Raw genomic sequence first — 23,522 nt, 5'->3', positions numbered from 1 at the left:
GGCCAGAAAAACTTGGCGAGGACCGCCACGGGCAGGCGGCGCCTTCGTGGCGGTATCCATCAAGCAAAAACCCGCACCGGTTCCCCGGCGCGGGTTTCACAACGAAACGAAGTTTTGGTTGTGGAAGCGCCGGTTAGTTTACGGCGGCTTCAAACTCGTTCTTCGTACCAGCGTCCTTGAGGTATTCGAGAGCCTTCTTGGAGGCAGCGACCAGCGCGCCGAAAGCTTCGGTCTCATGGATTGCCATGTCGGACAGCACCTTGCGGTCCACTTCGATGCCGGCCTTGTTGAGGCCGTCGATGAAGCGGCCGTAGGTCAGGCCATGCTCGCGGACGGCAGCGTTGATGCGCTGGATCCAGAGCGCGCGGAAATTGCGCTTGTTGACCTTGCGGTCGCGGTAGGCGAACTGCTTCGAACGGTCAACCGCGGCCTTGGCGGCGCGGATGGTGTTCTTGCGGCGGCCGTAGAAACCCTTGGCTGCCTTCAGCGTCTTCTTGTGCTTGGCGTGCGAGGTAACGCCGCGTTTTACACGTGCCATTTCATGATCTCCTTAAACGTATCAAAAGTGCCGGATAAGTCTCAGAGACCGTTGGGCAGGTAGTTCTTGATGACTTTCTTGCCATCGGCTTCGGCCAGCACCATGGTGCCGCGCGCGTCGCGAATGAACTTGTTGCTACGCTTGATCATGCCATGGCGCTTGCCGGCGGCGGCCGCTACGACCTTGCCGGTCGCGGTGATCTTGAACCGCTTCTTGGCAGACGATTTCGTCTTCATCTTGGGCATTTTGCTACTCCATTCTTCTTGAATTCGAGCCGCGTGACGATGCACGGCTCCAGCGTAAAGAACGGCCACGGCATGCCCTGCCGGACCGTTCGGACGGCGGCTTGTAACCGAAGTGCCTTAAAAGCGCAACCGGATTCCTCGAAGTCGGGGATTTCCGGTGCAGAAAAGGAAAAGCCGCCCCGAAAGGCGGCTTCGATCCGTGCGGGCTAAAGCAATTCCAGCAAAAGTGTGTCGCGGTTTTGCGTCCGGAATTGCGTATAAAAGCAAAGCCGCGCGAGAGACGGGCTCACTTCGGAGCGAGCACCATCATCATCTGGCGGCCTTCGAGCTTCGGCTCGGCTTCGACCTTGGCGATGGTCACGGTGTCTTCCTTGACCTGCATCAGGAGCTTCATACCGAGTTCCTGGTGGGCCATTTCGCGGCCGCGGAACTTCAGGGTCACCTTGACCTTGTCGCCCTCTTCAAAGAAGCGGTTCATCGCCTTCATCTTCACCTCATAGTCATGGGTGTCGATGTTCGGGCGCATCTTGATTTCCTTGATCTCGACGATCTTCTGCTTCTTGCGCGCTTCGGCCGCCTTCTTCTGGTTGGCGTATTTCAGCTTGCCCAGGTCAAGGATCTTGCAGACGGGGGGCTCCGAGTTCGGCGAAATCTCCACGAGATCAAGGCCGGCTTCTTCGGCCATGCGGAGTGCCTGATCGGTAGGAACGGTGCCGTGGTTGGTGCCTTCGGCATCGATAAGCTGAACCCGGGGAATCCGGATTTCCTTGTTGGAGCGCGGGCCGTCCTTGACGGGGGCTTCCGCTTTGAAGGGTCTGCGAATGGTCGTGTTCTCCTCGAACTGTTTCGACTGGGTATGAATTTGGTGCGTCGATCGGGCCGTTTGCCCGCCTCGCAGCGTTTTTCGGCAATGTGTTGATCGGGCTTGCGAAGTCAATAGCACGGCGCGTGGAAAAAATCACCACCTGTCCTTGCGTGCGCGAATCTGGTCTAGCTCTCGGCCAAAGACCGGCTGGCTGGCGGCTTTTCGCGGCTGGAACGTGCAGATCAGGGAGATAGGTATGACGGCGACGAACGGCAATGGGTGGCCCAAGGATTTCATCACCGTCGGGACCGGCGACGAGGCGCGGCAGATCGCGATCGCGCTGCAGCCGGAAGCCGCCGGCAACGGGCTTGCCCATTTCGTCTGGCTCGGCGGCTACCGTTCCGACATGACCGGCACCAAGGCGGTGGAGCTTGCCGCATTGGCCGCGAGACTCGGCACCGGCTGCGTGCGCTTCGACTATTCCGGCCACGGCATCTCCGGCGGCGCCTTCATCGATGGCACGATCTCGCGCTGGCTGGAAGAGACGCTTGCGGTGATCGATCATGCGGCCGAGGTGCTCGGCACGCGCCGCATGGTGCTCGTCGGCTCGTCCATGGGCGGCTGGATCGCGCTGCGCGCGGTGGCGGAGCTTGCCGGGCGCAAGGGGATCGCGATCGCCGGCCTCGTGCTGATCGCGCCGGCGCCCGATTTCACCTCGGAGCTGATCGAGCCGAACCTGACGGACGCTGAACGCGCGGCCCTTGCCGAGCGCGGCCAGTTCGAGGAGCCGACGCCCTATGGTCCCGATCCGAACATCTATACGCTGAAGCTCATCGAGGACGGTCGCGACAACCGCGTTCTCACAGGGGCCATCGAGACCGGCTGCCCCGTGCATATCCTGCAGGGCATGGCCGATCCGGACGTGCCCTATAGCCATGCCGTGCGCCTCATGGAGCATCTGTCCGGCGACGACGTGGTCTTAACGATGATCCGCGACGGCGACCACCGCCTGTCGCGGCCGCAGGATATCGCGAAAATCCTTGAGGCAGCAGAGGTTTTCGCCCGGGCGGAATGAGGTTTTGGCGGCTGCCGGGATCGCATTTTAACCATAATGCTGCATCGCCAATTCTGACGATTGACGAGATGCCCTCCTGACCGTTAACTCTTTGTTAACGATTAGGGGACGTTTCATGGCACGAATGATTGGTGCGAAGGCTGGGGCTGCGGCGTTTTTCGCGCTCCTCGTTTCTTCTTCCTCGGCTTTCACGGCACCGGCATCGGCGCTTTCCATGCAGACCGGCGGCGTCACGTCCCAGCCGATCGGCCATTACGAATTCTGTCAGACCTACAAGTCCGAATGCCGCGCCGGCGTGCGCAACCAGGCGCCCGCCAAGGTCACGGAGTTCGGCTGGTCGGTGGTTCGCCAGATCAATGCCAGCGTCAACCGCGACATCACGCCGATGACCGACAAGGAACTGCACGGCAAGGACGAATACTGGTCCTATCCCGACGGTGCCGGCGACTGCGAGGATTTCGTTCTCCTCAAGCGCAAGAAGCTGATGGAAAAGGGTTTTGCCGCCGGTGACCTGCTGATCACCGTGGTGCGCAAGCCGGACGGCGAAGGCCATGCCGTGCTGACCGTGCGCACCACCCAGGGCGATTTCATCCTCGACAACCTCAACACCGAAGTGAAGCCCTGGACGGCGACGCCCTACCGCTACCTGAAGCGCCAGGCCTCTTTCCACGCCGGCCGCTGGGTCTCGATCGAAAACGGCGATGCCGTCATGGTGTCGTCGGTCGGCCAGTAAGTAGGCCGCAGACCGGATTTGAAAAGGCCGCGGAGCGATCCGCGGCGTTTCTGTTTTAACGGCTGGTCATCGAGGCCATGCGCTGCGAATAGCGCCCGCCGGCAACCTTCGCCGGCGACAGCAGGTCGCCGAGGCGGGCGGCCTCCTCAGTGGTCAGCGCCACGTCGGCCGCAGCGGCGTTCTGCTCCAGATGCGGCACCTTGCTCGCGCCGGGGATCGGCACGATGAAATCGCCCTGCGCCAGGACCCAGGCCAGCGCCAGTTGGGCCGGCGCCACGCCCTTTTCCTTGGCCATCTCCTCCAGCGCCGTCACCAGCGCCAGGTTGGCGTCGAAATTTTCTGCCGCAAAACGCGGCAGCGAGCGGCGGAAGTCGTCGGCGGAAAGGCGGTCGATATTCTTCAGCGCGCCGGTCAGCACGCCGCGGCCGAGCGGGCTGAAGGGCACGAAGCCGATGCCGAGCTCCCGGCAGGTGTCGAGCACGCCGTTTTCCTCCACGTCGCGGGTCCACAGCGAATATTCGCTCTGGAGGGCGGCGATTGGATGTACGGCATGCGCCCGACGAACCGTATCGGCGCCGGCCTCCGAAAGGCCGAGCGCCTTCACCTTGCCCGCGCTGACCAGCTCCGCCATGGCGCCCACCGTCTCCTCGATCGGCACGTTGGGATCGACGCGGTGCTGGTAGAACAGGTCGATAACCTCGATGCCGAGCCGCTTCAGCGAGGCCTCGGCGACGGCCTTGACGTTTTCCGGCCGGCTGTCGGTGCCGGTGATCATTTCGGCCGATGGCTTTGACGGATCGATGCGGAAACCGAACTTGGTGGCAATCACCACCTTGTCGCGCACCGGCTTCAGCGCCTTGCCGACGAGGATCTCGTTCTTGTAGGGGCCGTAGACCTCGGCCGTGTCGAACAGCGTGATGCCGAGATCGATGGCGCGGTGCAACGTGTTGATCGCCGCCGTCTCGTCGTGCGCCGGGCCATAGGCGTGGCTCATGCCCATGCAGCCGAGGCCGAGGGCGGAAACGTCGAGGCTGCCGAGTTTTCTGTGATGCATAGCAAAATCCTTTTCCTGGGGTCCGGGCAGCGCTTCGCCGTCATCCGGACATGACCAATCTAGGGCGCGGCCCTTCATCTGAAAATTGCTGCAAACGCCAACGGGTTGTTCTATCTATTGGAACAATGAACCGGACCCAGCTTTCCCAACTCGCCGTGCTCGCCATCGTCGCGGAGGCGCGCAGTTTCCGCAAGGCCGCCGCCGAACTCGGCATCGCGCCGTCCGCCGTCAGCCATGCGGTCTCGGCGCTGGAGGCGAGCCTCGGCGTGCGCCTGATCGCCCGCACCACCCGCAGCGTCGCGCCGACGGAGGAGGGCCGCCTGCTGCTCGACACTTTGGCGCCGGCGCTTGCCGATATCGGTTCCGTCATGGAAGCGCTGTCCGACCGGCAGGGCCGCCCCGCCGGCCCGCTGCGCATCACCATGCCGCTGATCGCCGCGGAAGACATCGTCATGCCGCGCCTCGGCGCCTTCCTGCTTGCTTACCCGGATATCGAACTGGAACTGAGAACCGACGACCGCTTCGAGGATATCGTCGAAAAGGGTTTTGACGCCGGGCTGCGGCTCGGGGAGCACCTGGAGGCCGACATGATCGCGGTGAGGGCAAGCGGCCCGTGGCGCGGCCTCATCGTCGGCGCGCCCTCCTATTTCGAGGCGCATCCAAAACCCATGCAGCCCCGCGATCTCATGCAGCATCGCTGCATCCGCCGGCGGTTTTCGAGTGGCCGGCTCTATCGCTGGGAGTTGGAAAAGGACGGCCGGCTGGTGACGGTGGATGTCACAGGTCCGCTGATCGTCTCGGACCAGCGGCTGATGCGCGCCGCGGCGATGGACGGCGCTGGCCTCGCCTATGTGTTCGACCAGCGGGTCGACGAGGATATTCGCGCCGGCCGGCTCATTCCGGTGCTGGAGGACTGGTGCCCGGCCTTCGATGGTTTTTCGATCTACTATCCCTCGCGCCGGCAGATGCGCCCGGCGCTGCGCGCCTTTCTCGATTTCTTTCGATATCGCGGCTAGGTCTTGAGCCGGTAGCGGATGTGGCCGTCGGTCTCGACATAGGTGTCGTAGAGTTTGCGGGCGCGGGCATTGTCGTGGTTGGTGTGCCAGTAGATGCCGCGCCAGCCGTTGCGCTTGGAGATCTTGACGAGATCGTCGATCAGCGCCCGCCCGACGCCCTTGCCGCGGATCGTCTCGTCGACGAAGAGGTCTTCGAGATACCCTTCCGGCGCGATGTCCCAGGTGGAATCGTGATAGTGGTGGATGGCGAAGCCGAGCATGTCCTCGTCCTCCACGGCGACGCGCATCGTCACGCGCGAGCCCGCATCGAGGATGCGCGCCCAGGTGAAGGCCGTCACCTCGTCCGAAAGCTCGGTCTCGTAAAAGGCGAGGTAGCCGGCCCAGAGTTTCCTCCAGGCCGCCTCGTCGCGTTCCACGGCATCGCGGATCGTCACGGTCATGTCGAGGCTCCCGCCGCGTCGAGCGCGGCCATCTGTTCCGGGGAAAGCGACAGCGATGCCGCCTTCGTCAGGCTCGCAAGCTGGGCAAGGCTGGTGGCGCTGGCAATCGGCGCGGTGACGGCCGGCTTCGCCATCAGCCAGGCGAGCGCGATTTCCGCCGGCTTGGCGTCGGTCTCGGCGGCCACCTGGTCGAGCGCTGCGAGAATGCGAAGGCCCTTCTCATCCAGATAGTGTACGACGCCCTCGCCGCGGGCCTTGCCCTTGGTATCCTCTGCCGAGCGGTACTTGCCCGTGAGGAAGCCGGAGGCGAGGCTGTAATAGGTAATGACGCCGATCTCTTCCTTTTGGCAAAGGTCTGCAAGCGCGCCTTCGAAGCCGGCGCGGTCGTAGAGATTGTATTCCGGCTGGAGCGCGCCGTAACGCGGCAAGCCCGCCTTGTCGGAGGCGTCGAACGAGGTCTGCAGCTGGCCGGCATCGAGGTTCGAGGCGCCGAAGGCGCGCACCTTGCCCGATTTCACCAGAGCGGCGTGGGCTTCCAGCGTTTCCTCATAGGGCGTTTCCGGATCCGGCCAATGCGAGAGGTAGAGGTCGATATGGTCCGTCTGGAGCCGCTTCAGCGAGTTTTCGACCGCCCCGACGATCCACGACTTGCGCAGGTCCCGCCGGCCCTGGCCCATGTCGGAGCCGACCTTGGTGATGATAACCACCTTGTCGCGCGCGATGCCGGAGCGCTTCAGCCACTTGCCGATGATCGCCTCGGACTCGCCGCCTTCGTTGCCCGGCACCCAGCGCGAATAAACATCCGCCGTGTCGATGGCGTTGAAGCCGGCGCCGGTGAAGGTATCCAGAAGGTCGAAGGAAGTCTTCTCGTCGGCGGTCCAGCCGAAGACATTGCCGCCGAAGACGAGAGGCGCGATGGAAAGGCCGGTCTTGCCGAGGGGACGAAGCTGCATGGGTGATCCTCCAAAGGGTTCGTGCTGAAAACGGTCGAAGGCAACATAGGACTCGGCAAAGCGCTTTGCACGCTGTTCGTCCGATTTTTTGCCGGCATCCGCGCTTGCGAGGAACGTACCTCGCGACTAGTCTCTGCGCGCAATCCAGGGAGAGATCACCATGCTGCGTTTCGGAATTCTGTCGACGGCCAAGATCGGTCGCGAGCTCGTCGTGCCGGCCATCCAGGATGCGGAAAACTGCGTCGTCACCGCCATCGCCAGCCGCGACCTTGCCAAGGCGCGCGCCCTGGCGGACCGCTTTTCCGTGCCGCACGCCTTCGGGTCCTATGAGGAGATGCTCGCCTCCGACGTGATCGACGCCGTCTACATCCCGCTGCCGACCTCGCAGCATGTCGAATGGTCGATCAAGGCGGCGGATGCCGGCAAACATGTGCTCTGCGAAAAGCCGATTGCGCTCAACGCCGGCGAGATCGCCACGCTGATCGAGGCGCGCGAGCGCAACAAGGTGCTGATCTCGGAAGCCTTCATGGTCACCTACAGCCCCGTCTGGCGCAAGGTGCGCTCGCTTCTGGCGGAAGGCGCGATCGGCAGGCTGCGCCATGTGCAAGGCGCCTTCACCTATTTCAACCGCGATCCCGGCAACATGCGCAACGTGCCGGCGCTCGGCGGCGGCGGCCTGCCGGATATCGGTGTCTACCCGACGATCACCACGCGCTTCGTCACCGGCAAGGAGCCGGTCCGCGTGCAGGCGAGCACCGATCGCGATCCGGATTTCGGCACGGACATCTATTCCAGCGTGCGCGCCGATTTTGGCGATTTCGAACTGTCCTTCTACATCTCCACCCAGCTCGCCCAGCGCCAGATCATGGTCTTCCACGGCGACAAGGGCTTCATCGAGGTGAAATCGCCCTTTAATGCCGACCGCTACGGCGCGGAGGAAATCGAGCTCACCAACCAGAGCCACACCGAAAGCCAGCACTTCCGCTTCCAGGACGCCCGCCAGTACCGATGCCAGGTGGAGGCCTTCACCAAGGCCGCCCTTGGCGAGAATGAGGAAGTGGTGTCGCTGGAAAGCTCCGCCAGCAACCAGAAGCTCATCGACGCCATCTATCGCGCCAGCGAGAAGGACGGCTGGGAGGCAGTCTGAGCGTCAGGACCTAAGGATCAGAACAGCGTTTCGTAGATGTCCGGCTTGAAGCCGGCCGTCAACGCGCCGTCGCGCTCCAGCATCGGGCGCTTGATCATCGAGGGCTGGGCGAGCATCAGCGTGATCGCCTTCGTCGCGTCGAGGTCCTGCTTGTCGGCATCCGGCAGTGCGCGGAAGGTGGTGCCGGCGCGGTTCAGCACGGTTTCCCAGCCGAGCGCCTCGACCCAGCGCTTGAGGCTCGCTTCGTCGATGCCTTCGGCCTTGTAGTCGTGGAAGCGGTAGGCGACGCCCTTGGCGTCGAGCCAGGTGCGGGCCTTCTTCATCGTGTCGCAGTTCTTGATGCCGTAGATCGTGACGGTCACGCGTCTCTCCTCGATTCGCCTTGTGGCGCTTTTTTAGAGCGCCTTCGCCGTCACGTCACCCCGAGATAGCGGCCGGGGCGATGATTGATCGCAAGCGTCATGTTGACCACCACGGCGCCGACGACGGAGAGGGCGAGGCGATCGAGCGGGATAACGAAAAAGGCGGCGGCGAGGATGGCGAGATCGACGGCAAGCTGGAAATAGCCGGCGCGGATACCGAAATGGTCCTGAAGGTAGATCGCCAGCACATTGATGCCGCCAAGCCCGGTGCGGTGCCGAAAGAGGATGAGCAGACCCGTGCCGGACAGCGCCCCGCCCATGACCGCCGCATAGAGCGGATCGAGATGGGAGAAGGAAACCAGCTCGAATGTAAGCCGGGTAAAGATCGAGACCAGCGTGACTGCGGCGAAGGTGCGCAGCGTGAAAGCCCAGCCGAGCTTTCTGACGGCCAGGATGTAGAAGGGCAGGTTGATGGCGAAGAACAGCCACCAGAAGCCGATGCCGGTCGCATATTGCAGGAGCAGCGCGAGACCCGCCGTGCTGCCGGCGAGCAGCACGGTTTTCGTGTAGATCACGATGCCGAGCGCCATGAACATGGTGCCGACGACGATGGCGATGGCGTCCTCATAGGCGGAATGGCGCTCGTTCTGTGTCGTGGTCTCGGCCGACATGTTTTCCTCAGAGGCTCAGGAATTTCTCGATGACGGCATCGACTTCCGCGGTCTTGAGACCGGCAATGTTGATGCGGCCGGAGGTCGGCATGTAGATCGCGTGTTCGGCGCGCAGCTTCAGCACGTCGGCCTCTTCGAGCGGCAGCAGCGAGAACATGCCTTCCTGCTCGCGCACCGCCGTCAGCACCTGCCAGCGGCGGGAAAGCCCGGCGGAGAGCCGCTCGCGGATCGAGGTGATGCGCAGCCGCATAGTCTCGATCTCCTCCATCCAGTCGGCCGTCAATGCCGCGTCGCTGAGGATCGTGCTGACAATGGCGGCGCCATGGTCCGGCGGCATGGAATAGCTGGTGCGGGCGAGGGCCGCGAGGTTGGTGCGCACGGAAAGCGCGGTCTCGGCATTGGCGCAGGCGGCATAGATAGCACCGGTGCGCTCGCGATAGAGGCCGAAGGATTTCGAGCAGGAGACGGCGACGAGCGCTTCCGGCACGGCGGTCAGCAGGGTGCGAAGCCCCGCGGCGTCCTCGTCGAGGCCGCGGCCGTAACCCTGGTAGGCGATGTCGATGAGCGGCAGCAGGCCGCGCGCCGCGATGAGGTCGGAGACGGCGCGCCACTGTTCTGCGGTGAGGCCGGCGCCGGTCGGGTTGTGGCAGCTTGCATGCAGCAGCACGGCATCGCCGGGTGCGGCGCCTGTAAGCGCCTCCATCATGCGGTCGAACTGCACAGTCTGCGACGGGATGTCGAAGAAGGGATAGGTGATGACTTCGAGGCCCGCGGCCTTGAAGATGCTGGCATGGTTCGGCCAGCTCGGCAGGCCGAGCCAGATGCCCTTGGTGCCCATGCGCGCCATCAGGTCGGCGGCAAGCCGCAGCGCGCCGGAACCACCCGGCGTCTGGAGCGCGGCGGTGGCGCGGCCGCGACCGGCGTCTCCCGTCGTCAGCGCCCAGAGACGGTCGAGGAAGACGGGGTCGCCCTCGGGGCCGACATAGGCCTTGGTCGGCTGCGTCTCGACGAGGCGCCGCTCGGCCTCCTTTACTGCGCGAAAGATCGGCGTCGCCCCCGTCTCGTCGCGATAGACGCCGACGCCGAGATCCACCTTGCCGGCGCGTTCATCCGCCCGGTAAAGCCCGATCAGGGCAAGCAACGGATCATCGGGCTGGCGGGTGAGGGCGTCGAACATGGCCGGTTCCTTGGTGGCGTGAAGATCAGTCCGGTTTAGGCCAAAGCCTTGGCAAAATCGACCATGATATTGCGGAGAAGGCGCAAGAAGCTTTTGTATTATTGCAGGATGGCGCTAGATTGATGCGTGTTTTTGCGCAAGGGGCGATCATGGACAAAAAGGCGGACGGCGAGGTGGCGCTCGACCAGACGGATCGGCGCATCATCCGCCTGCTCGTCGAGGATGCCGGGCTCTCCAACAACCAGCTTGCGGAGAAGGTGGGGCTCTCGCCGGCCCCGCTGTCACGCCGGCTGGCGCGGCTGGAGGCGACGGGCGTCATCCGCCACACGGTGATCGTTGATCCGCGCGCCGCCGGCATCGGCTTCCAGGCCTTCCTGGAGGTGACGCTGGAGCGCACCGCCCCCAAGGTCGGCGAGCGCTTCATCGATCTGGTGCGCCGCATGCCGGAGGTGGTGGAGTGCCACACGGTGGCGGGCGATTTCGATTTTTTGCTGAAGATCGCGGTGAAGGACGTCGCCGACTACCGGCGCCTGCTCTGGAGTGAGTTCGAACGCATCGGCGAGATCAAGACGCTGCGCTCGACCATCCTGCTCGACAGCCCGAAGATGCAGGTCAGCGCACTGCCCTGACAGTCTTTGCGGAACCTTCTGGCGCGACAGAGGTTGCCGACCGGGGGAAAGCGCCCATATGATGCGCTATGCCGCGAAGGAAGGACGAGTGGACAGAAAGCTGAACGACAAGCTCATGTCGGCCGCGCTGCTGTCGGCCATCCGAAACCGTCGCGGCCACCGGCCGCCGGAAGACAATCGCCCCGGCGATACCGTCATCGCGTCCTACAACGTGCACAAATGCGTGGGCGTCGACCGGCGGTTCGATCCGGAACGCACGGCGAGCGTGATCGCCGAGATCGACGCGGATATCATCGCGATCCAGGAGGCGGACAAGCGCTTCGGCGAGCGCTCGGGCCTGCTCAATCTCGAAATTCTGGAGCGCGATTGCGGCCTCGTGCCCGTACCGATCACGGCGCTGTCCTCCACCGGTCACGGCTGGCACGGCAACATGATCATGATGCGCAAGGGCGCCGTCGGCGCCGTCCGCCAGTTGAAGCTGCCAGGCGTGGAGCCGCGCGGCGCGCTGGTCGTGACGCTCGACCTGCCGATGGGCAAGCTCCGCCTCGTCGCGGCGCATTTCGGTCTGCTGAAGCGCTCGCGCGAGCAGCAGGCCATGGCGATCCTCGCCTCGGTTGCGGAAGAAGAGCAGATGCCGACCTTGCTCGTCGGCGACCTCAACGAATGGCGCGTCGGCCGCCGCTCGTCGCTCTCCCGCCTCCAGCCGACCTTCGATCCGGCCTCCGGCGCGGTGCCGAGCTTTCCCTCACGGTTCCCGGTGCTGGCGCTCGACCGGGCGCTCGGCCATCCGCACGATCTCGTCACCTCCGTCGAGGTGCACGATACGCCGCTTGCCCGTGTCGCCTCCGATCACCTGCCGATCAAGGCGCATATCGACCTGAAGGTCGTCTGGGAGCGTTCGTTCGGCGTCACAGATAGGGCGAACCAAGCCATGTGACGCGCTCGACGAGGCGCTGCGCAAAGGGCCGCGCCCGGAGCTCGTCGAGCTTCACCTCCACCGCCTCCGAGAGGGCAGCCGCGATGCGCTCGCCGATGAGATCGGCGAACTCCGCATCGATCACCTCGATATCCACCTCGAAATTCAGCCGCAGCGAGCGCGGATCGATGTTCGACGAGCCGATATAGGACCAGGCATCGTCGATGACGGCTAGCTTGGAATGGTTGAAGGCGCCGGACGCCCGCCAGATGCGGCAGCCATATTTCAGCATCTGGTCGAATTGCGCCGTCATGGCGAGGTCGACGAGCTTCAGGTTGTTGGCCGACGGCACGACGATGTCGATCTCCACCCCGCGCCGGGCCGCCGTGACGATGGCGCTGATCAGCTCCCGGTCGGGCAGGAAATAGGGCGACATGATGCGGATATGCTTCTTGGCGACCGAGACGGCGCCCATCAGCATGCGGTGGTTGGTTTCCAGGCTCTTGTCCGGTCCGGAGGGCACGACGCGGGCGAGCATGCCGCTGTCCGGCGCATCCGGCGGCCCGGCGATCTGCCAGACCTCGCCGGCGAGATCCTCGCCACCGGAAAAGCGCCAGTCTTCATAGGCGATGCGGAAGAGATCGCTTACGATCGGCCCGGTGATGCGGAAATGCGTGTCCAGCGCCGCCGCGTCGCCCGAAAATTCGGCGCAGAAGCCGGCGCGGATGTTGAGCCCGCCGGTGAAGGCGACGCTGCCGTCGACGATGATGATCTTGCGGTGGGTGCGCAGGTTCGCATAGGGCAGGCGCAGGCCCATGACGATATTGCCGTTGAACACATCCGTCGGCACATTCGCCCGCTGCAGCTCGGAAACGATCGAGGGAATGGAATAACGGGCGCCGACCGCATCGATCAGCACGCGCACCTCGACACCGCGGCGCACTGCCGCCGACAGCGCCGCCACGAAGCGCTCGCCCGCCTGGTCGCGGTCGAAAATATAGGTTTCCAGCAGGATGGAGCGTTCCGCGGCGTCGATGGCGTCGAGCATGGCCGCATAGGCCTCGTCGCCGGTCGAGAGAAGCTTGATGCGGTTGCCGGAGGTGAGCTTGCAGCGCCCCACCGTATCGCCGAGCCGCTGCATGGCGGCAAGCGCCCCGCCATAGGTCACCTGCATGTGCTCGTTCGAAACGTCGTATTCCGCCATATGGTGCCAGCCGGCGGCGAGCAGCCCCTCGCGGCTGAGGTTCAGCGTCTTGCGGCGGATGCGGTTGACCCCGCCGATGGCATAGATGAGCGCGCCCACCACGGGCGACAGCACGATGACGCCGACCCAGCCGATTGCCGCACGCACCTCTTCCTTCGTCATGGTGGCGTGGATGGCGGCCGGCACGCCGAGGATGATCGAGAGCGCGACGAGGATATGCGGCCAGTAGGTGGAGAACGTCTCAATCATGCTGCGTACGGACCATCCAGAGGCGGCAACCTATTCTGCCGCCACTATATATTGCTTCGGACGATGCGAATGCGAGGGGTAACGGACCCCATTTGGAAGATTATCGCTCAGTCCTCCAGCGTGCCCGGCTTGCGGTCCTTCCGGGTCGCCTCGTGGCAGGCGATCTTCATCAGGTCCTCGCCGCGGCGCGCATAGCGCGCGGAGGTGCGGGTGGCGATCAGCCCGTCATGGCCCGCCTTCACGGGAAGCGTGCCATCCGGCTCGCCGGGCCGCGTGATCAGCGTCGCCAGCAGGTCGCCGGCCTTCACCGTGTCGCCGATGTCGCGGTGGAAGAGCACGGTGCCCGGCTCCGGCGCCCGCACCATCTCGATATTGTCGAGCGGAATGGCCGGGCCGGCATAGTCCTTGGCCCGGTGAGCGGAATCGGAGACGACGCCACGGCCGGCAAGGAACTGCCAAAGGCCCGCCGCATCCGCCTTTGCCATCTCCGGATAGACATCGCGCCGGCCGCGCAACTCGACGGTCACCGCAAGGCGGCCCGGTACAGATGAGAGCTTGTCGCCGCCCTGGTGCTTGAAGGCATGGCCGACCGCCTCCTCGAAGGCGCTGCTTTCACCATCGGAGAGGAACACGGCCTGCATGTCGAGCGCAGCCGCAAGGTCGGTCGCCTCCGGCCAGAAGGCATCGTCGATATAGGCATATTGCAGGGATTCGTCGTCGCAGTGCAGGTCGATCACGAGATCGGCGCCGAGTGCCGTGTGCAGCAGCGTGCGCTTCAGCCGGTCGGCGGCGCTGCGGCGGTCGAGATTTTCCAGCAGCGTCTCGCGCTCGGCAAGTGCGATCAGTGGGAAGTCGCGGTTGAAATTGGTGCGCGAACCAAGCTCGAACCGGCCTTGCATCTCGCCAAAATGCGATTGCGCAAGCCCGATCGGGTTGGCCTGCGGAACCACGGTGATGTCGCCGAGGATCGCGCCGTCGGCTTCCGCCTCGCGCAGCGTTTCCAGCAGAAAGTGCGCGAGCGCCGTGCCCGGCAGCTCGTTGGCATGCAGCGCCGCCTGGATGTAGACGGACGGCGCCTTGGCATCGCTGCCCTTGAAGCGGAAGACGGGCACGCGCCACTCGATGCCCGCGGTATCGCCGCCGATGATGATCTCCGAATGCTCCACGTCGTTTCCTCGCTGATATATTTTGCGACGGTTTATGCGAATTGGCGGCGGATGACGCAAGTCCCGGCAAGAAACGGGTTGAAAGCGGCCGGGCAAAGCCCGATCTTGTGACAAAACGGGAACGGAGGAGCCGATCATGCCCGGCAAGACCCATTTTCTGATCTTCGACACCGAGGGCGGCCCCTGCGGCATTGCCTGGACCGCCGCCGGCGTCGTGCGCTTCCAACTGCCCGGCGACGATGCGGCCACAACCCGCCGCCTCCTGCTGCGCCACCTGCCCGAGGCGGAGGCCGCCGAACCGCCGCCGGCGATCGCCGAGACGGTCGAGGCCGTCAAACGCTACTTCGCCGGCGAGCAGGCGGATTTTTCGAAAGTCCCGCTCGACCTTGCCGGCCAGAGCGCGTTCTTCCGCGCGATCTACGATGCCGCGCGTCGCGTCTCCTGGGGCGAGACGACCACCTACGGCACGATCGCCCGCGACCTCGGCGCAGGCCCCGAAATGGCGCGCGAGGTCGGCCAGGCCATGGCGAAAAACCCCGTCGCCCTCATCATCCCCTGCCACCGCGTGCTCGCCGCCGGTGGCAAGGTCGGCGGCTTCTCCGCGCCCGGCGGCGCCTCCTCCAAGCTGAAGATGCTGGCGCTGGAAGGCATTTCCTTCGAGCAATCCGAGCCGGCGCAGCAATCGTTCGGGTTTTGAGCACGGGCGGCGCCACGACCGCCCGTGTCTAATTTTCAGTTCCGCTTCAGGCGGGTATAGGCAGCAAGCGTGATGGTCGCCATGCAGGCCGCATAGCCGGCGAGCGGCCATGCTGTCGTGCCGTCCAAAAGTACAACGAAAGCCGTTCCCGCCAGCCCGGTGATGAGGCTCTGCACGCAGAAATGCAGAGCAACGGCCGTTCCAGCCGTGCTGGCAAAGCCCTGCAACGCGCCATTTGCCGAGACGGAGACCGTGAGGACGATGCCGACGGCCATCAGCCATACGGGCGCCATGAAGGTCCAGAAGGACGGCACCGCCCAAAGCTGCCCGAGCGCCAGTAGGCCGGCGCTCATGAGCAGCAGCAGCATCCCGCGGACCATGCTGCCTGCAATGCCCCAGCGTTCGACAAAGCGTTTGGCAAACCGCGTCGTCGCGATCATCACCAGGGCGGCGGTGGCGAAGGACAGGCTGAAGCCGAGTTGCGAAAAGTCGGCGCCATCCATCAGGATGCGTGGCGCCGTCGAAAAGAAGACGAAGAACGTCCCCATGGCGGCGCTAAAGGCGAGCGTATAGGTCCAGAACGGCAGGCTTGCCAGCACCGGGCCGAAGGTGCAACGCTCGCTCCCTGTTCCGGTCGGCCGCGTTTCATGCCATTTCAGCAGCGCCCAGAATAGCATCGCCACCGCCGGCAGCCCCAGCGCAACGAAGAGCGACTGCCAGCCGAACGCATGCGCCAGCACCGCCCCGGCGATCGGCCCGAGAGCCGGAACGAAGGCCAGCATGGCATTCATCAGGCTGTAGACGATGGCGCTCTCCGGCCGCTCCGCATAGACATCGCGGATTGTTGCGAAGAGCGCGACCAGCGTCGCCGAGGCGCCAATCGCCTGCAACAGCCGCAGCGACAAGAAGAGTGTCGCGGAGGTCGTGGTCGCAAGACCGAAAGAGGCAACAGCAAAGATCGCCGTCCCGGCGATAAGCACCGGTCGCCGGCCGATGCGGTCGGAGAGTGGGCCGAACAACACCTGCCCGACGCCGAGCACGATCATATAGACGGTGAGCGTGAGCTGCACCACGTCCGGAGTGGTGCGCAGGGTTGCCGGCATGGCCGGCACGATCGGCAGGTAAATATCCATGCCGAGCGAGGCGAGAATGTTAAAGGGGGCCAGCAGCAGAAGAGCTGAGGGCAGGCTGTAGGTCCACGGGCGTGGAATAGAGATAACAAATCATCCGCTGAATGAGAGGCATTCGGCGGCGTCTGCCGTTGAAGATCAGGATTGGCTTTGAGCAGAGCGCCGCAACAACAGGCTGTCGTTGCGGCTTATCTGTCTGCCTTCTTGGCTCCCGTCATCGAGGTCTCCTATTCCCACTCGATCGTGCCGGGCGGCTTGCTCGTCACGTCATACACGACGCGGTTGATGCCGCGGACTTCGTTGATGATGCGGGTGGCGGCGCGGCCGAGGAAGTTCATGTCGTAGTGGTAGAAGTCGGCGGTCATGCCGTCGACGGAGGTGACGGCGCGCAGCGCGCAGACGAATTCGTAGGTGCGGCCGTCGCCCATGACGCCGACGGTCTGGACCGGCAGCAGCACGGCGAAGGCCTGCCAGATCTTGTCGTAGAGGCCGGCCTTGCGGATTTCGTCGAGATAGATGGCGTCGGCCTCGCGGAGAATTTCCAGCTTGTCGCGGGTGATGCCGCCAGGGCAGCGGATGGCGAGGCCCGGACCCGGGAAGGGGTGGCGGCCGATGAACGAGTCGGGCAGGCCGAGTTCGCGGCCGAGCACGCGCACTTCATCCTTGAAGAGTTCGCGCAGCGGCTCCACCAGCTTCATGTTCATGCGGTCGGGCAGGCCGCCGACATTGTGGTGCGACTTGATGGTGACCGAGGGGCCGCCGGTGAACGAGACGCTTTCGATGACGTCCGGATAGAGCGTGCCCTGGGCGAGGAATTCCGCGCCGCCGAGCTTCTTCGCCTCGTCCTCGAACACCTCGATGAACAGGCGGCCGATGATCTTGCGCTTGGTCTCCGGGTCGGAGACGCCTTCCAGCTCGCCGACGAAACGATCGACGGCATCGACATGGATGAGGTGCAGGTTGTAGTGCTCGCGGAACATGGCGACGACGTCGGCCGCCTCGTTCTTGCGCATCAGGCCATGGTCGACGAGGATGCAGGTGAGCTGCGCGCCGACCGCTTCATGGATAAGGAGCGCCGCGACGGAGCTGTCTACGCCGCCCGACAGGGCGCAGATGACGCGCTTGTCACCGACCTGCTCGCGGATGGCCTCCACGGCGCGCGCGCGGTAGGCCGACATCGACCAGTCGCCCTTGATACCGGCGATCTTGTGCACAAAGTTGGAGAGCAGCTTGGCGCCATCAGGCGTGTGAACGACTTCCGGGTGGAACATGGTGGTGTAGTAGCGCTTCGCCTCGTTGACGCAGATGGCGAAGGGGGCGTTTTCCGAGGTGCCGATGATCTCGAAGCCCTCGGGCGCGACGGTGACGCGGTCGCCGTGGCTCATCCAGACCGGATATTTTTGGCCGACCTCCCAGAAACCGTCGAACAGCGGGCTGCTTTTAAGGATTTCCACGTCTGCGCGGCCGAATTCGCGGGCATGGCCGCCCTCGACGGTGCCGCCGAGCTGGGTCGCGAGCGTCTGCTGGCCGTAGCAGATGCCGAGGATCGGGAGACCCGAATCGAAGGCGATCTGCGGTGCGCGGGGGCTGCCCTGGTCCAGAACCGAGGCGGGGCCGCCGGAGAAGATGATCGCCTTCGGCTGCATGCGGTGGAAGGCTTCTTCCGCCGACTGGAAGGGGATGATCTCGCAATAGACGCCTGCTTCGCGCACGCGCCGCCCGATGAGCTGGGTCACCTGGCTGCCGAAATCGATGATGAGAACGCTGTCGGGATGAGCTGTCTGGGTCATGGCGAGCCTTTAATGAAAAACCTCGCGCCGCGCAACCGGGGACGGCCGGATTTTCAGCCGTTGCGCACGATCGTGCCGCTGGCGATGGCTGCTTCCAGAATGTCGACGGCGGCGGCGAGCTTCTCGTCGATCACATGCAGGTATTCCGTCCAGTCGCCGATATGGGTGAGCTCGGCCTTGCCGTCGGAAATGCCGCGCAGCCCGATCAGCCGCACGCCAAAAGCCTGGCAGGCGCGCAGTTCGGAAAAGGTCTCCATCTCCACCATGTCCGCGTCGATATCGGCATAGGCGGGGCCGGAGACGATGTTGGCGCCGGTCGAAAGCCGGGCTTCCGGGATGCCGGGAATGCGGACGGGCAGTTTCACCTCCACGGGCAGATCGAGGAAGGGCGTGGCACCCTTGGTGAAACCGAGCGGCGAGGCATCCATGTCGCGGTAGGAGACGGATATCGCCTGGTAGACACCGGTCTGTTCCAGCGTCGCCGATCCGGCAGAGCCGAGCGAGACGACGAAATCGGGCAGCTGCGCCTCGGATTCCAGATGGCTGAGCGCCAGCGTGAGCTGCACGGCCGCCTCCACGGGGCCGACGCCGGTCATGAAGGGCGTGATGCGGGCTTTCAGATGCGGGCCATATTCGGCATCGACGGCCATGACATAGAGGATGCGGTGGCTGCCGACGGTCTTGAGGGTGACGCTCATTCGGCGATGTCCTGGCGGCCGCGCACCACCATCATCGTGCCCGTCATGGAGGCGATGAGCTTTGCCGGGCCGTCGGAGATCGCATAGCCGCGCCCATCGGCGACGATGATGTTGGAGCCCGGCTTGGTGACCTCGCCGCGGAACAGGAAACGCTCGCCGCGCCCCGGCGACATCAAATTGACTTTGAACTCGATCGTCAGGATCGAGGCATCGGCATCGATCACCGAATAGGCCGCATAGCCGCAGGCGGCGTCGAGGGCCGCGGAGATGATGCCGGCATGGAGGAAACCGTGCTGCTGCGTCAGCTTCTCGTCGAAGGGCAGCTCGATTTCCACCGTGCCGTGCTCGACGCGGGTCAGCTCGGCGCCGATCAGCGCCATCGCGGGCTGGCGCGCAAAACTTCGGGTGATGCGGCCGGCGAAATCGGCCGGCGGGAAATCGGTCATGGTGCACACATGTCTGCCGGCGCGCCGGCCTGGAACGAGGGTGGCCGACGTTTGCATGGCGCTTGCTGCACTGCAAGCGTCTTTCAGTTCAGCGCAAGAATTGCCGCGTTGAGCGCCGTCGCGAAGGCGACCCAGGCGAGATAGGGCAGGAAGAGCAGCGCCGCCGTGCGATCCTGCCGCCAGGAGACCAGGATGAAGCCCGCGACGGAGACCAGCAGGCCGAGGATGATGATCATCGCCGACAGCGGGTCCTGAAGGCCGAAGAAGGCCGGCGACCAGGCGAAGTTGAAGACGAGTTGCGCAAACCACAGGCGCATCGCGATCGAGCGGCGAAGGGGCGAAAGCCAGGTGCGCGCACCGACCACGCCGATGATGACGTAGAGGATGCTCCAGACCGGCGCGAAAACCCAGTTCGGCGGATTGAACGATGGTTTTGCCAGCGACTGATACCAGTCGCCAGGCACGTTGTTGGCGCCGATAACGAGGCCGCCACCGAGGACGAGGATGATGAAGGCGAGATAGACGAGGGGCTTGTTGTTCATGTTGCCTGCAACTAGCGCGCCGCGCGCCGCCGTCCAGAGGGTGCGGTCATCGGCGCAGGCTGGCGATATGCTGGTCCCAGGCGATATCCTCGCGGTGTCCGGCAAAGCGGCCGTCATAGGAGGAGACGGCAAAACCGTGCGGTGCGGCCGCGATACCGGCGGCATCCGCGACGGTCTCTTCGCGCAGCACGCGGCCCGTCTTCGCGTCGAGCACAACGAAGCGGCCGCCATTCGGCGAGGTTAGGCCGACGAGGTTTTCGCGGCGGTTGACGGCGATGGCGCCGACATAGTTGGCAAGGCCGATGGTGGTTTCCTCGGGGAGCGACAGGAAGCGCAGGTCCTCGCCCTTGCCGAAAGAGCCGACGAGCGGCGGCAAATCGTTGCGCGGGCCTTCATATTGGCAGGCGAACCAGATGCGGCCCTTGTCGTCGAGGTCGATATGGCGGGTGGAAAGCTGGCGAAGTTTTTCCGGCAGCGTGTGGCGCTCGATGAGCGCACCGGTCGCGGCATCGATGAGCGCCAGCGACGGCTCCATGTGGTCGAGATTGAGCTTGGTGCGGCCGAAATCCGGATGGGTCTCGATGCCGCCATTGGCGGCGATCAGCGTCCGGCCGTCGTCGCTGACGGAGAGATCGTGCGTGCCGATGCCGTAGGTCGCATATTCGCCGATCCGGCGGTAGTTTTCGCGGGCGTCGTAGAGGCCAATGACCCCGCGATTGGCGTCGAAATCGTTCTCGCTGGCATAGAGCAGCCGGCCGTCCGGCGAGAAGCAGCCATGGCCGAAGAAATGCCGGTCTTCGGCGGCGGCGATCGTCACGGGCGCGGCCTTGCCAGTCTGGTCGACCACCAGTGCGAAGGTGCCGGGGCGGCGCGCGAAGGCGACGAGATGGCCGGTGGCGGGCGAAAAGGCCATGCCGTGGCTTCGGGCCGGCAGCGGCGTCCTGTCGATGATCGACCCGTCTTCCGCAAGCACGGCAATGCCGAAACTGCCGTCGCGATCCCGGTAGCCGGAGGCGAAGACGGCGTCGGTGCGTGACAGCGCAAAGGACTGGCGGGCACCGAGCGATGCGACCCATGCAGCCCCCGCCATGCGCAGGAAGCTGCGCCGGTCGAGAAGCGCGCTATGGACGCCAGCGCCGCGCATCAGTCGCCGTCCGAGAAGGAGAAGCCGGAGCCGAGCCCGATGGCGCCGCCATAACCGGCGTCGAGGCGCAGGATCAGGTCGCGCGTGTTGACGAGGAGGAAGGTGATCTTCTGCTGCTCCTCAGGCGTCGAGACGGCCTTTTCCACGTCCGGATCCACCATCGGCGCGATATGGCCGAGCGATTTCAACACGAAGTCGATATTCTCGTTGATCGACGCGAAATTCGGATCGACCAGCTCCCGCATGCCGGATCTGTCGAACAGCACTTGCAGGCCTTCGATATTGGCGGAAATCGACGTCCAGGTGTTGCCGGAGCGCCAGAACACCGCCGATTTCGGCCGCGCGATGCCGCCATTGCGGTAGAAGGTCTCGATGCGCTGGTCGCGCACGGCCTCAGCACCATGCACGAGAATGCCGAGCAGCGCGGTGATCGCCTCGCGGCCGGTGCGGAAGACGGGGTTCTGAGGGCCTGGATGTTTCCAGTCGTCCTGCACGCCGTCCGGCGCGTCCCAGGCCGCCACGAGTTGGCCGGCCGTCGTCTCGATATGGGTGGCGACGGCGGCGGCGTAGCGGCAGCGGAAGCCGTCCGGCTTGTCCATCAGCGTTTCGGCGCCCGTGCCGTAGAGCGCGAATTCGATCGCGCCAAAACCCTGGATCGCCACGCTCTTGCCGCCCATCGTCGCAGCATCGGTGTCTTTGTCGTCCTGCTTCTGGAGCAGCGCCTGCACCTGTTTCAGGCCGGTGCCCTTGCGGTCCGGGTAGAACAGGATGCGCTCGAAGCGGTTGTCGTCGATTACCGGGCCGATGCGCACGATCTCGATATGCCCCCAGTCGGTGACCGCCTGGCGGAACGCTTCGTCGACGGCCTTGCGGCTGGCGTCGGACGGGGCCTTGCAGAAGGCGCCGGTCGCCTCCGCCAGCTTGCCCGCGGAGGCCTGGAAGGCGCGGTAGCCAGGGCGGATGACGTCATCGACGGCGCGCGTCATGATGCCGGTGACGATCTGTTCCGTCAGCTCCGGCGGCACGGGCGTGCTGCTCTCCTGGGCGAAGACCGGCGGGCTCGCCGAAAGCATCAGGCCAGCGGCAATGAGGGAGACAAAACGGAAGGGGTGGCGCCGGGTCTGCATCAGAGGCTCTCCAGGAAGGTCAGAAGGGCGTCGCGGTCCTGTTTTTCCAGCGTGGTGAAGCGGTCGCGCGCCGCTTTTGCCTCACCACCGTGCCAGAGGATGGCCTCGGTGAGGTTGCGGGCGCGCCCGTCATGCAGGAAGAACGTATGGCCGTTGACGGTTTTTGTAAGGCCGATGCCCCAGAGCGGCGGCGTGCGCCACTCCCGGCCGGTCGCAACCCCAACCGCCTGTCCATCGGCAAGGCCTTCGCCCATGTCGTGCAGCAGGAAATCGGAATAGGGCCAGATGAGCTGGAAGGCATGGGCCTTGTTTGCGGCATCGCGCCGGGTCACGAATTTCGGTTGATGACAGCTCGTGCAGCCTGTCTCGTAGAACACGCGTTTTCCCGCCAGCGTCTCGGCGAAACTCGCCTTGCGCCGCGCCGGCACGGCAAGATTTTCCGCGTAGAAGGTCACGAGGTCCATGATCGGCGGCGGCGCTTCCACATCGCCGAGGCGGGCCTGCACGCCATTCGGGCGCTCCAGGCAGGCGGCTTCCGCGGCCATGCAGTCCCCCTGGTGCAGCGGCACTTCGGGCGTCGAGATGCCGATATCGTGGGCGAAGGCGTCGGCGCTCTGCTGACGCACGGAGGCGGACTGCGCCTTCCAGCCGAAGCGGCCGAGCGTCTTTTTGCCGGTCTTCGGATCGATCGCCACGGCCGCCTTGCCGCTGATGCCGTCCTCGTCCGCATCGTCCGGGTCGGCAAGCGCCAGAATATCCGCCTCATGTATCGCCTGGACGAGGCCGAGACCGAGCATGGGCTGGGTGACGCGCGGCGAGAGCGTCGTCGTCCTGTCGAGGTCGCCATAGGCGAGATCAGCGACGGAATAGGTCGGCCGGCGCAGCATCGCGACTTCGCCGCCGGCCAGCGTCACCGCTTCCTCGGTATAGTCTACCACCATGCGCCCCTCCGCCTTGAGGCCGGGGACGGCGAGGTCCTGCAACTGGCGGCCATAGACCGGGTCCGGCAGGCTCATTTCGCTGAAATCTTTGAGCGCCGCCTCTTCCTCCGGCGTCACCGCGGCACGGGCGAGGCGCAGGAACATCGAGGTTGCGTCATCGGCGCCCTCCGGCGGATGGCCGCGTCCGTCCTTGATGTGGCAGGATTGGCAGGAGCGCGCATTGTAGAACGGCCCAAGCCCATCGGAGGCCTGTGTCGAGGAGGGCGAGGACACCCAGAGTTTCTGGAACAGCGCATTGCCGAGCTTGAACGTCTCTTCCTCGGCAAAGCTGATGTTTTCGGAAAAATGCGAAAAGCTGTTCAGGTTGACCGAGGCAAGCGAGGTCGCCGCCCCCCCGGACATCGCCTCATACTGTTCGGCGGCCGAAAAATCCGTGGTGAGCCGCGTCACGGCAGCCACGCGCTTGCGGTCCTTTTCCGAGAGGTCGTCCCGGCCCTGGCCGGCGGAATAGGCTTTCCCAAGAACAAAAACGCCCGCCACGACGGACACCGCGGCGAAAACCGCGAGCAGGCGACGGGCGGGGCGTTCTGTCATTGCGAAATCGGGCCGCTATCGCGAGGACGCGGC

26 protein-coding genes are annotated in these 23,522 nt (G+C 64.8%); 7 read left to right on the top strand and 19 right to left on the bottom strand.

What is annotated here, in order from left to right:
* Positions 1 to 133: 133 nt before the first annotated feature.
* From rplT to infC, 3 genes are all read right to left on the bottom strand, one after another.
* Positions 134 to 538: a 50S ribosomal protein L20 gene (gene rplT, locus J2Y63_RS15380; protein ID WP_069060325.1), complete on the bottom strand. Its 405-nt coding sequence runs from the start codon at positions 536 to 538 to the stop codon at positions 134 to 136.
* 41 nt (positions 539 to 579) lie between these two features.
* Positions 580 to 783 (bottom strand): 50S ribosomal protein L35, encoded by a 204-nt coding sequence (rpmI, locus tag J2Y63_RS15375; protein WP_069060326.1) that lies wholly within the window; start codon positions 781 to 783, stop codon positions 580 to 582.
* A gap of 286 nt (positions 784 to 1,069) precedes the next feature.
* A complete protein-coding gene (gene infC, locus J2Y63_RS15370) occupies positions 1,070 to 1,606 on the bottom strand; it encodes a translation initiation factor IF-3 (RefSeq protein ID WP_256118361.1) in 537 nt (178 codons plus the stop codon).
* Positions 1,607 to 1,844: 238 nt separating this feature from the next.
* Between infC and J2Y63_RS15365 the strand changes: the two genes are divergently transcribed.
* Both J2Y63_RS15365 and J2Y63_RS15360 read left to right on the top strand, forming a co-directional pair.
* On the top strand, positions 1,845 to 2,663 hold the full coding sequence (locus tag J2Y63_RS15365; RefSeq protein WP_435266789.1) for an alpha/beta hydrolase: 819 nt from the start codon (positions 1,845 to 1,847) through the stop codon (positions 2,661 to 2,663).
* Between the two features lie 124 nt (positions 2,664 to 2,787).
* Complete coding sequence (locus J2Y63_RS15360) at positions 2,788 to 3,396, top strand: transglutaminase-like cysteine peptidase (protein WP_435266947.1); 609 nt, start codon at positions 2,788 to 2,790, stop codon at positions 3,394 to 3,396.
* Between the two features lie 55 nt (positions 3,397 to 3,451).
* Here the strand turns inward: J2Y63_RS15360 and J2Y63_RS15355 are convergent, their stop codons facing one another.
* Positions 3,452 to 4,450, bottom strand: coding sequence for an aldo/keto reductase (locus tag J2Y63_RS15355; protein WP_435266788.1), 999 nt, complete (start codon positions 4,448 to 4,450; stop codon positions 3,452 to 3,454).
* A gap of 125 nt (positions 4,451 to 4,575) precedes the next feature.
* On the opposite strand from J2Y63_RS15355, the gene J2Y63_RS15350 reads away from it, so the two are divergent.
* The gene (locus J2Y63_RS15350; protein ID WP_435266787.1) at positions 4,576 to 5,466 is read left to right on the top strand and encodes a LysR substrate-binding domain-containing protein; all 891 of its coding nucleotides are present in this window, start codon (positions 4,576 to 4,578) and stop codon (positions 5,464 to 5,466) included.
* On the opposite strand, the gene J2Y63_RS15345 is transcribed toward J2Y63_RS15350, so the two are convergent.
* Both J2Y63_RS15345 and J2Y63_RS15340 read right to left on the bottom strand, forming a co-directional pair.
* A complete protein-coding gene (locus J2Y63_RS15345) occupies positions 5,463 to 5,906 on the bottom strand; it encodes a GNAT family N-acetyltransferase (protein ID WP_435266786.1) in 444 nt (147 codons plus the stop codon). The two genes, J2Y63_RS15350 and J2Y63_RS15345, sit on opposite strands and share 4 nt — an antisense overlap.
* A complete protein-coding gene (locus tag J2Y63_RS15340) occupies positions 5,903 to 6,859 on the bottom strand; it encodes an aldo/keto reductase (RefSeq protein ID WP_435266785.1) in 957 nt (318 codons plus the stop codon). Before J2Y63_RS15340 ends, J2Y63_RS15345 begins: the two co-directional genes overlap by 4 nt.
* A 160-nt stretch (positions 6,860 to 7,019) precedes the next feature.
* Here J2Y63_RS15340 and J2Y63_RS15335 point away from each other — a divergent pair, with 160 nt between their 5' ends.
* Positions 7,020 to 8,006: a Gfo/Idh/MocA family protein gene (locus J2Y63_RS15335; RefSeq protein ID WP_435266784.1), complete on the top strand. Its 987-nt coding sequence runs from the start codon at positions 7,020 to 7,022 to the stop codon at positions 8,004 to 8,006.
* 17 nt (positions 8,007 to 8,023) lie between these two features.
* On the opposite strand, the gene J2Y63_RS15330 is transcribed toward J2Y63_RS15335, so the two are convergent.
* The 3 genes from J2Y63_RS15330 to J2Y63_RS15320 are packed head-to-tail and all read right to left on the bottom strand — an operon-like array spanning position 8,024 to position 10,216.
* Positions 8,024 to 8,368, bottom strand: coding sequence for an ArsC family reductase (locus J2Y63_RS15330; RefSeq protein ID WP_435266783.1), 345 nt, complete (start codon positions 8,366 to 8,368; stop codon positions 8,024 to 8,026).
* 50 nt (positions 8,369 to 8,418) lie between these two features.
* Complete coding sequence (locus J2Y63_RS15325; protein WP_435266782.1) at positions 8,419 to 9,039, bottom strand: YitT family protein; 621 nt, start codon at positions 9,037 to 9,039, stop codon at positions 8,419 to 8,421.
* Between the two features lie 7 nt (positions 9,040 to 9,046).
* Entirely contained in the window at positions 9,047 to 10,216 is a 1,170-nt protein-coding gene (locus J2Y63_RS15320) for an amino acid aminotransferase (RefSeq protein ID WP_435266781.1), read from the bottom strand.
* Positions 10,217 to 10,365: 149 nt separating this feature from the next.
* Between J2Y63_RS15320 and J2Y63_RS15315 the strand changes: the two genes are divergently transcribed.
* Both J2Y63_RS15315 and J2Y63_RS15310 read left to right on the top strand, forming a co-directional pair.
* Entirely contained in the window at positions 10,366 to 10,845 is a 480-nt protein-coding gene (locus J2Y63_RS15315; RefSeq protein WP_435266780.1) for an Lrp/AsnC family transcriptional regulator, read from the top strand.
* A gap of 115 nt (positions 10,846 to 10,960) precedes the next feature.
* Positions 10,961 to 11,782, top strand: coding sequence for an endonuclease/exonuclease/phosphatase family protein (locus tag J2Y63_RS15310; RefSeq protein ID WP_435266946.1), 822 nt, complete (start codon positions 10,961 to 10,963; stop codon positions 11,780 to 11,782).
* Here J2Y63_RS15310 and J2Y63_RS15305 read toward each other — a convergent pair.
* Complete coding sequence (locus J2Y63_RS15305; RefSeq protein WP_435266779.1) at positions 11,754 to 13,214, bottom strand: phospholipase D-like domain-containing protein; 1,461 nt, start codon at positions 13,212 to 13,214, stop codon at positions 11,754 to 11,756. The genes J2Y63_RS15310 and J2Y63_RS15305 overlap by 29 nt on opposite strands.
* 107 nt (positions 13,215 to 13,321) lie before the next feature.
* Positions 13,322 to 14,380, bottom strand: coding sequence for a peptidase M14 (locus J2Y63_RS15300; RefSeq protein WP_435266778.1), 1,059 nt, complete (start codon positions 14,378 to 14,380; stop codon positions 13,322 to 13,324).
* 136 nt (positions 14,381 to 14,516) lie between these two features.
* On the opposite strand from J2Y63_RS15300, the gene J2Y63_RS15295 reads away from it, so the two are divergent.
* Positions 14,517 to 15,077 (top strand): methylated-DNA--[protein]-cysteine S-methyltransferase, encoded by a 561-nt coding sequence (locus tag J2Y63_RS15295; RefSeq protein WP_435266777.1) that lies wholly within the window; start codon positions 14,517 to 14,519, stop codon positions 15,075 to 15,077.
* A gap of 35 nt (positions 15,078 to 15,112) precedes the next feature.
* Here the strand turns inward: J2Y63_RS15295 and cml are convergent, their stop codons facing one another.
* The 8 genes from cml to J2Y63_RS15255 form a co-directional block, all read right to left on the bottom strand.
* Entirely contained in the window at positions 15,113 to 16,294 is a 1,182-nt protein-coding gene (gene cml / locus J2Y63_RS15290) for a CmlA/FloR family chloramphenicol efflux MFS transporter (RefSeq protein WP_435266945.1), read from the bottom strand.
* Positions 16,295 to 16,434: 140 nt separating this feature from the next.
* Positions 16,435 to 17,997 carry a glutamine-hydrolyzing GMP synthase gene (gene guaA / locus J2Y63_RS15285; RefSeq protein WP_256118168.1) on the bottom strand — a complete coding sequence of 521 codons (1,563 nt, stop codon included), beginning with the start codon at positions 17,995 to 17,997 and terminating at the stop codon, positions 16,435 to 16,437.
* Between the two features lie 53 nt (positions 17,998 to 18,050).
* Entirely contained in the window at positions 18,051 to 18,695 is a 645-nt protein-coding gene (locus J2Y63_RS15280) for a 5'-methylthioadenosine/S-adenosylhomocysteine nucleosidase (RefSeq protein ID WP_435266776.1), read from the bottom strand.
* Entirely contained in the window at positions 18,692 to 19,141 is a 450-nt protein-coding gene (locus tag J2Y63_RS15275) for a PaaI family thioesterase (protein WP_256118165.1), read from the bottom strand. The genes J2Y63_RS15280 and J2Y63_RS15275 overlap by 4 nt, the downstream gene beginning before the upstream one ends.
* A gap of 83 nt (positions 19,142 to 19,224) precedes the next feature.
* Positions 19,225 to 19,683, bottom strand: coding sequence for a TspO/MBR family protein (locus J2Y63_RS15270; RefSeq protein ID WP_435266775.1), 459 nt, complete (start codon positions 19,681 to 19,683; stop codon positions 19,225 to 19,227).
* A 46-nt stretch (positions 19,684 to 19,729) separates the two neighbouring features.
* Positions 19,730 to 20,827 carry a DUF1513 domain-containing protein gene (locus J2Y63_RS15265; protein WP_435266774.1) on the bottom strand — a complete coding sequence of 366 codons (1,098 nt, stop codon included), beginning with the start codon at positions 20,825 to 20,827 and terminating at the stop codon, positions 19,730 to 19,732.
* Entirely contained in the window at positions 20,827 to 21,954 is a 1,128-nt protein-coding gene (locus J2Y63_RS15260; RefSeq protein ID WP_435266773.1) for an imelysin family protein, read from the bottom strand. Before J2Y63_RS15260 ends, J2Y63_RS15265 begins: the two co-directional genes overlap by 1 nt.
* Positions 21,954 to 23,489, bottom strand: a complete 1,536-nt coding sequence (locus J2Y63_RS15255) for a di-heme oxidoredictase family protein (RefSeq protein WP_435266772.1) — start codon at positions 23,487 to 23,489, stop codon at positions 21,954 to 21,956. Before J2Y63_RS15255 ends, J2Y63_RS15260 begins: the two co-directional genes overlap by 1 nt.
* Positions 23,490 to 23,522 lie beyond the last annotated feature (33 nt).

Source organism: Shinella sp. BE166 (assembly GCF_051201095.1).
Classification (GTDB): domain Bacteria; phylum Pseudomonadota; class Alphaproteobacteria; order Rhizobiales; family Rhizobiaceae; genus Shinella; species Shinella lacus.
This window is presented reverse-complemented; position numbering and strand designations above follow the sequence as displayed.

Bases quoted from the DNA above. Each gene is read 5' to 3' on its own strand.
- rplT (WP_069060325.1), bottom strand. From the start codon at position 538: ATGGCACGTGTAAAACGCGGCGTTACCTCGCACGCCAAGCACAAGAAG.
- rpmI (WP_069060326.1), bottom strand. From the start codon at position 783: ATGCCCAAGATGAAGACGAAATCGTCTGCCAAGAAGCGGTTCAAGATC.
- J2Y63_RS15365 (WP_435266789.1), top strand. From the start codon at position 1,845: ATGACGGCGACGAACGGCAATGGGTGGCCCAAGGATTTCATCACCGTC.
- J2Y63_RS15360 (WP_435266947.1), top strand. From the start codon at position 2,788: ATGATTGGTGCGAAGGCTGGGGCTGCGGCGTTTTTCGCGCTCCTCGTT.
- J2Y63_RS15355 (WP_435266788.1), bottom strand. From the start codon at position 4,450: ATGCATCACAGAAAACTCGGCAGCCTCGACGTTTCCGCCCTCGGCCTC.
- J2Y63_RS15350 (WP_435266787.1), top strand. From the start codon at position 4,576: ATGAACCGGACCCAGCTTTCCCAACTCGCCGTGCTCGCCATCGTCGCG.
- J2Y63_RS15345 (WP_435266786.1), bottom strand. From the start codon at position 5,906: ATGACCGTGACGATCCGCGATGCCGTGGAACGCGACGAGGCGGCCTGG.
- J2Y63_RS15340 (WP_435266785.1), bottom strand. From the start codon at position 6,859: ATGCAGCTTCGTCCCCTCGGCAAGACCGGCCTTTCCATCGCGCCTCTC.
- J2Y63_RS15335 (WP_435266784.1), top strand. From the start codon at position 7,020: ATGCTGCGTTTCGGAATTCTGTCGACGGCCAAGATCGGTCGCGAGCTC.
- J2Y63_RS15325 (WP_435266782.1), bottom strand. From the start codon at position 9,039: ATGTCGGCCGAGACCACGACACAGAACGAGCGCCATTCCGCCTATGAG.
- J2Y63_RS15320 (WP_435266781.1), bottom strand. From the start codon at position 10,216: ATGTTCGACGCCCTCACCCGCCAGCCCGATGATCCGTTGCTTGCCCTG.
- J2Y63_RS15315 (WP_435266780.1), top strand. From the start codon at position 10,366: ATGGACAAAAAGGCGGACGGCGAGGTGGCGCTCGACCAGACGGATCGG.
- J2Y63_RS15310 (WP_435266946.1), top strand. From the start codon at position 10,961: ATGTCGGCCGCGCTGCTGTCGGCCATCCGAAACCGTCGCGGCCACCGG.
- J2Y63_RS15305 (WP_435266779.1), bottom strand. From the start codon at position 13,214: ATGATTGAGACGTTCTCCACCTACTGGCCGCATATCCTCGTCGCGCTC.
- J2Y63_RS15295 (WP_435266777.1), top strand. From the start codon at position 14,517: ATGCCCGGCAAGACCCATTTTCTGATCTTCGACACCGAGGGCGGCCCC.
- guaA (WP_256118168.1), bottom strand. From the start codon at position 17,997: ATGACCCAGACAGCTCATCCCGACAGCGTTCTCATCATCGATTTCGGC.
- J2Y63_RS15280 (WP_435266776.1), bottom strand. From the start codon at position 18,695: ATGAGCGTCACCCTCAAGACCGTCGGCAGCCACCGCATCCTCTATGTC.
- J2Y63_RS15275 (WP_256118165.1), bottom strand. From the start codon at position 19,141: ATGACCGATTTCCCGCCGGCCGATTTCGCCGGCCGCATCACCCGAAGT.
- J2Y63_RS15270 (WP_435266775.1), bottom strand. From the start codon at position 19,683: ATGAACAACAAGCCCCTCGTCTATCTCGCCTTCATCATCCTCGTCCTC.
- J2Y63_RS15265 (WP_435266774.1), bottom strand. From the start codon at position 20,827: ATGCGCGGCGCTGGCGTCCATAGCGCGCTTCTCGACCGGCGCAGCTTC.
- J2Y63_RS15260 (WP_435266773.1), bottom strand. From the start codon at position 21,954: ATGCAGACCCGGCGCCACCCCTTCCGTTTTGTCTCCCTCATTGCCGCT.
- J2Y63_RS15255 (WP_435266772.1), bottom strand. From the start codon at position 23,489: ATGACAGAACGCCCCGCCCGTCGCCTGCTCGCGGTTTTCGCCGCGGTG.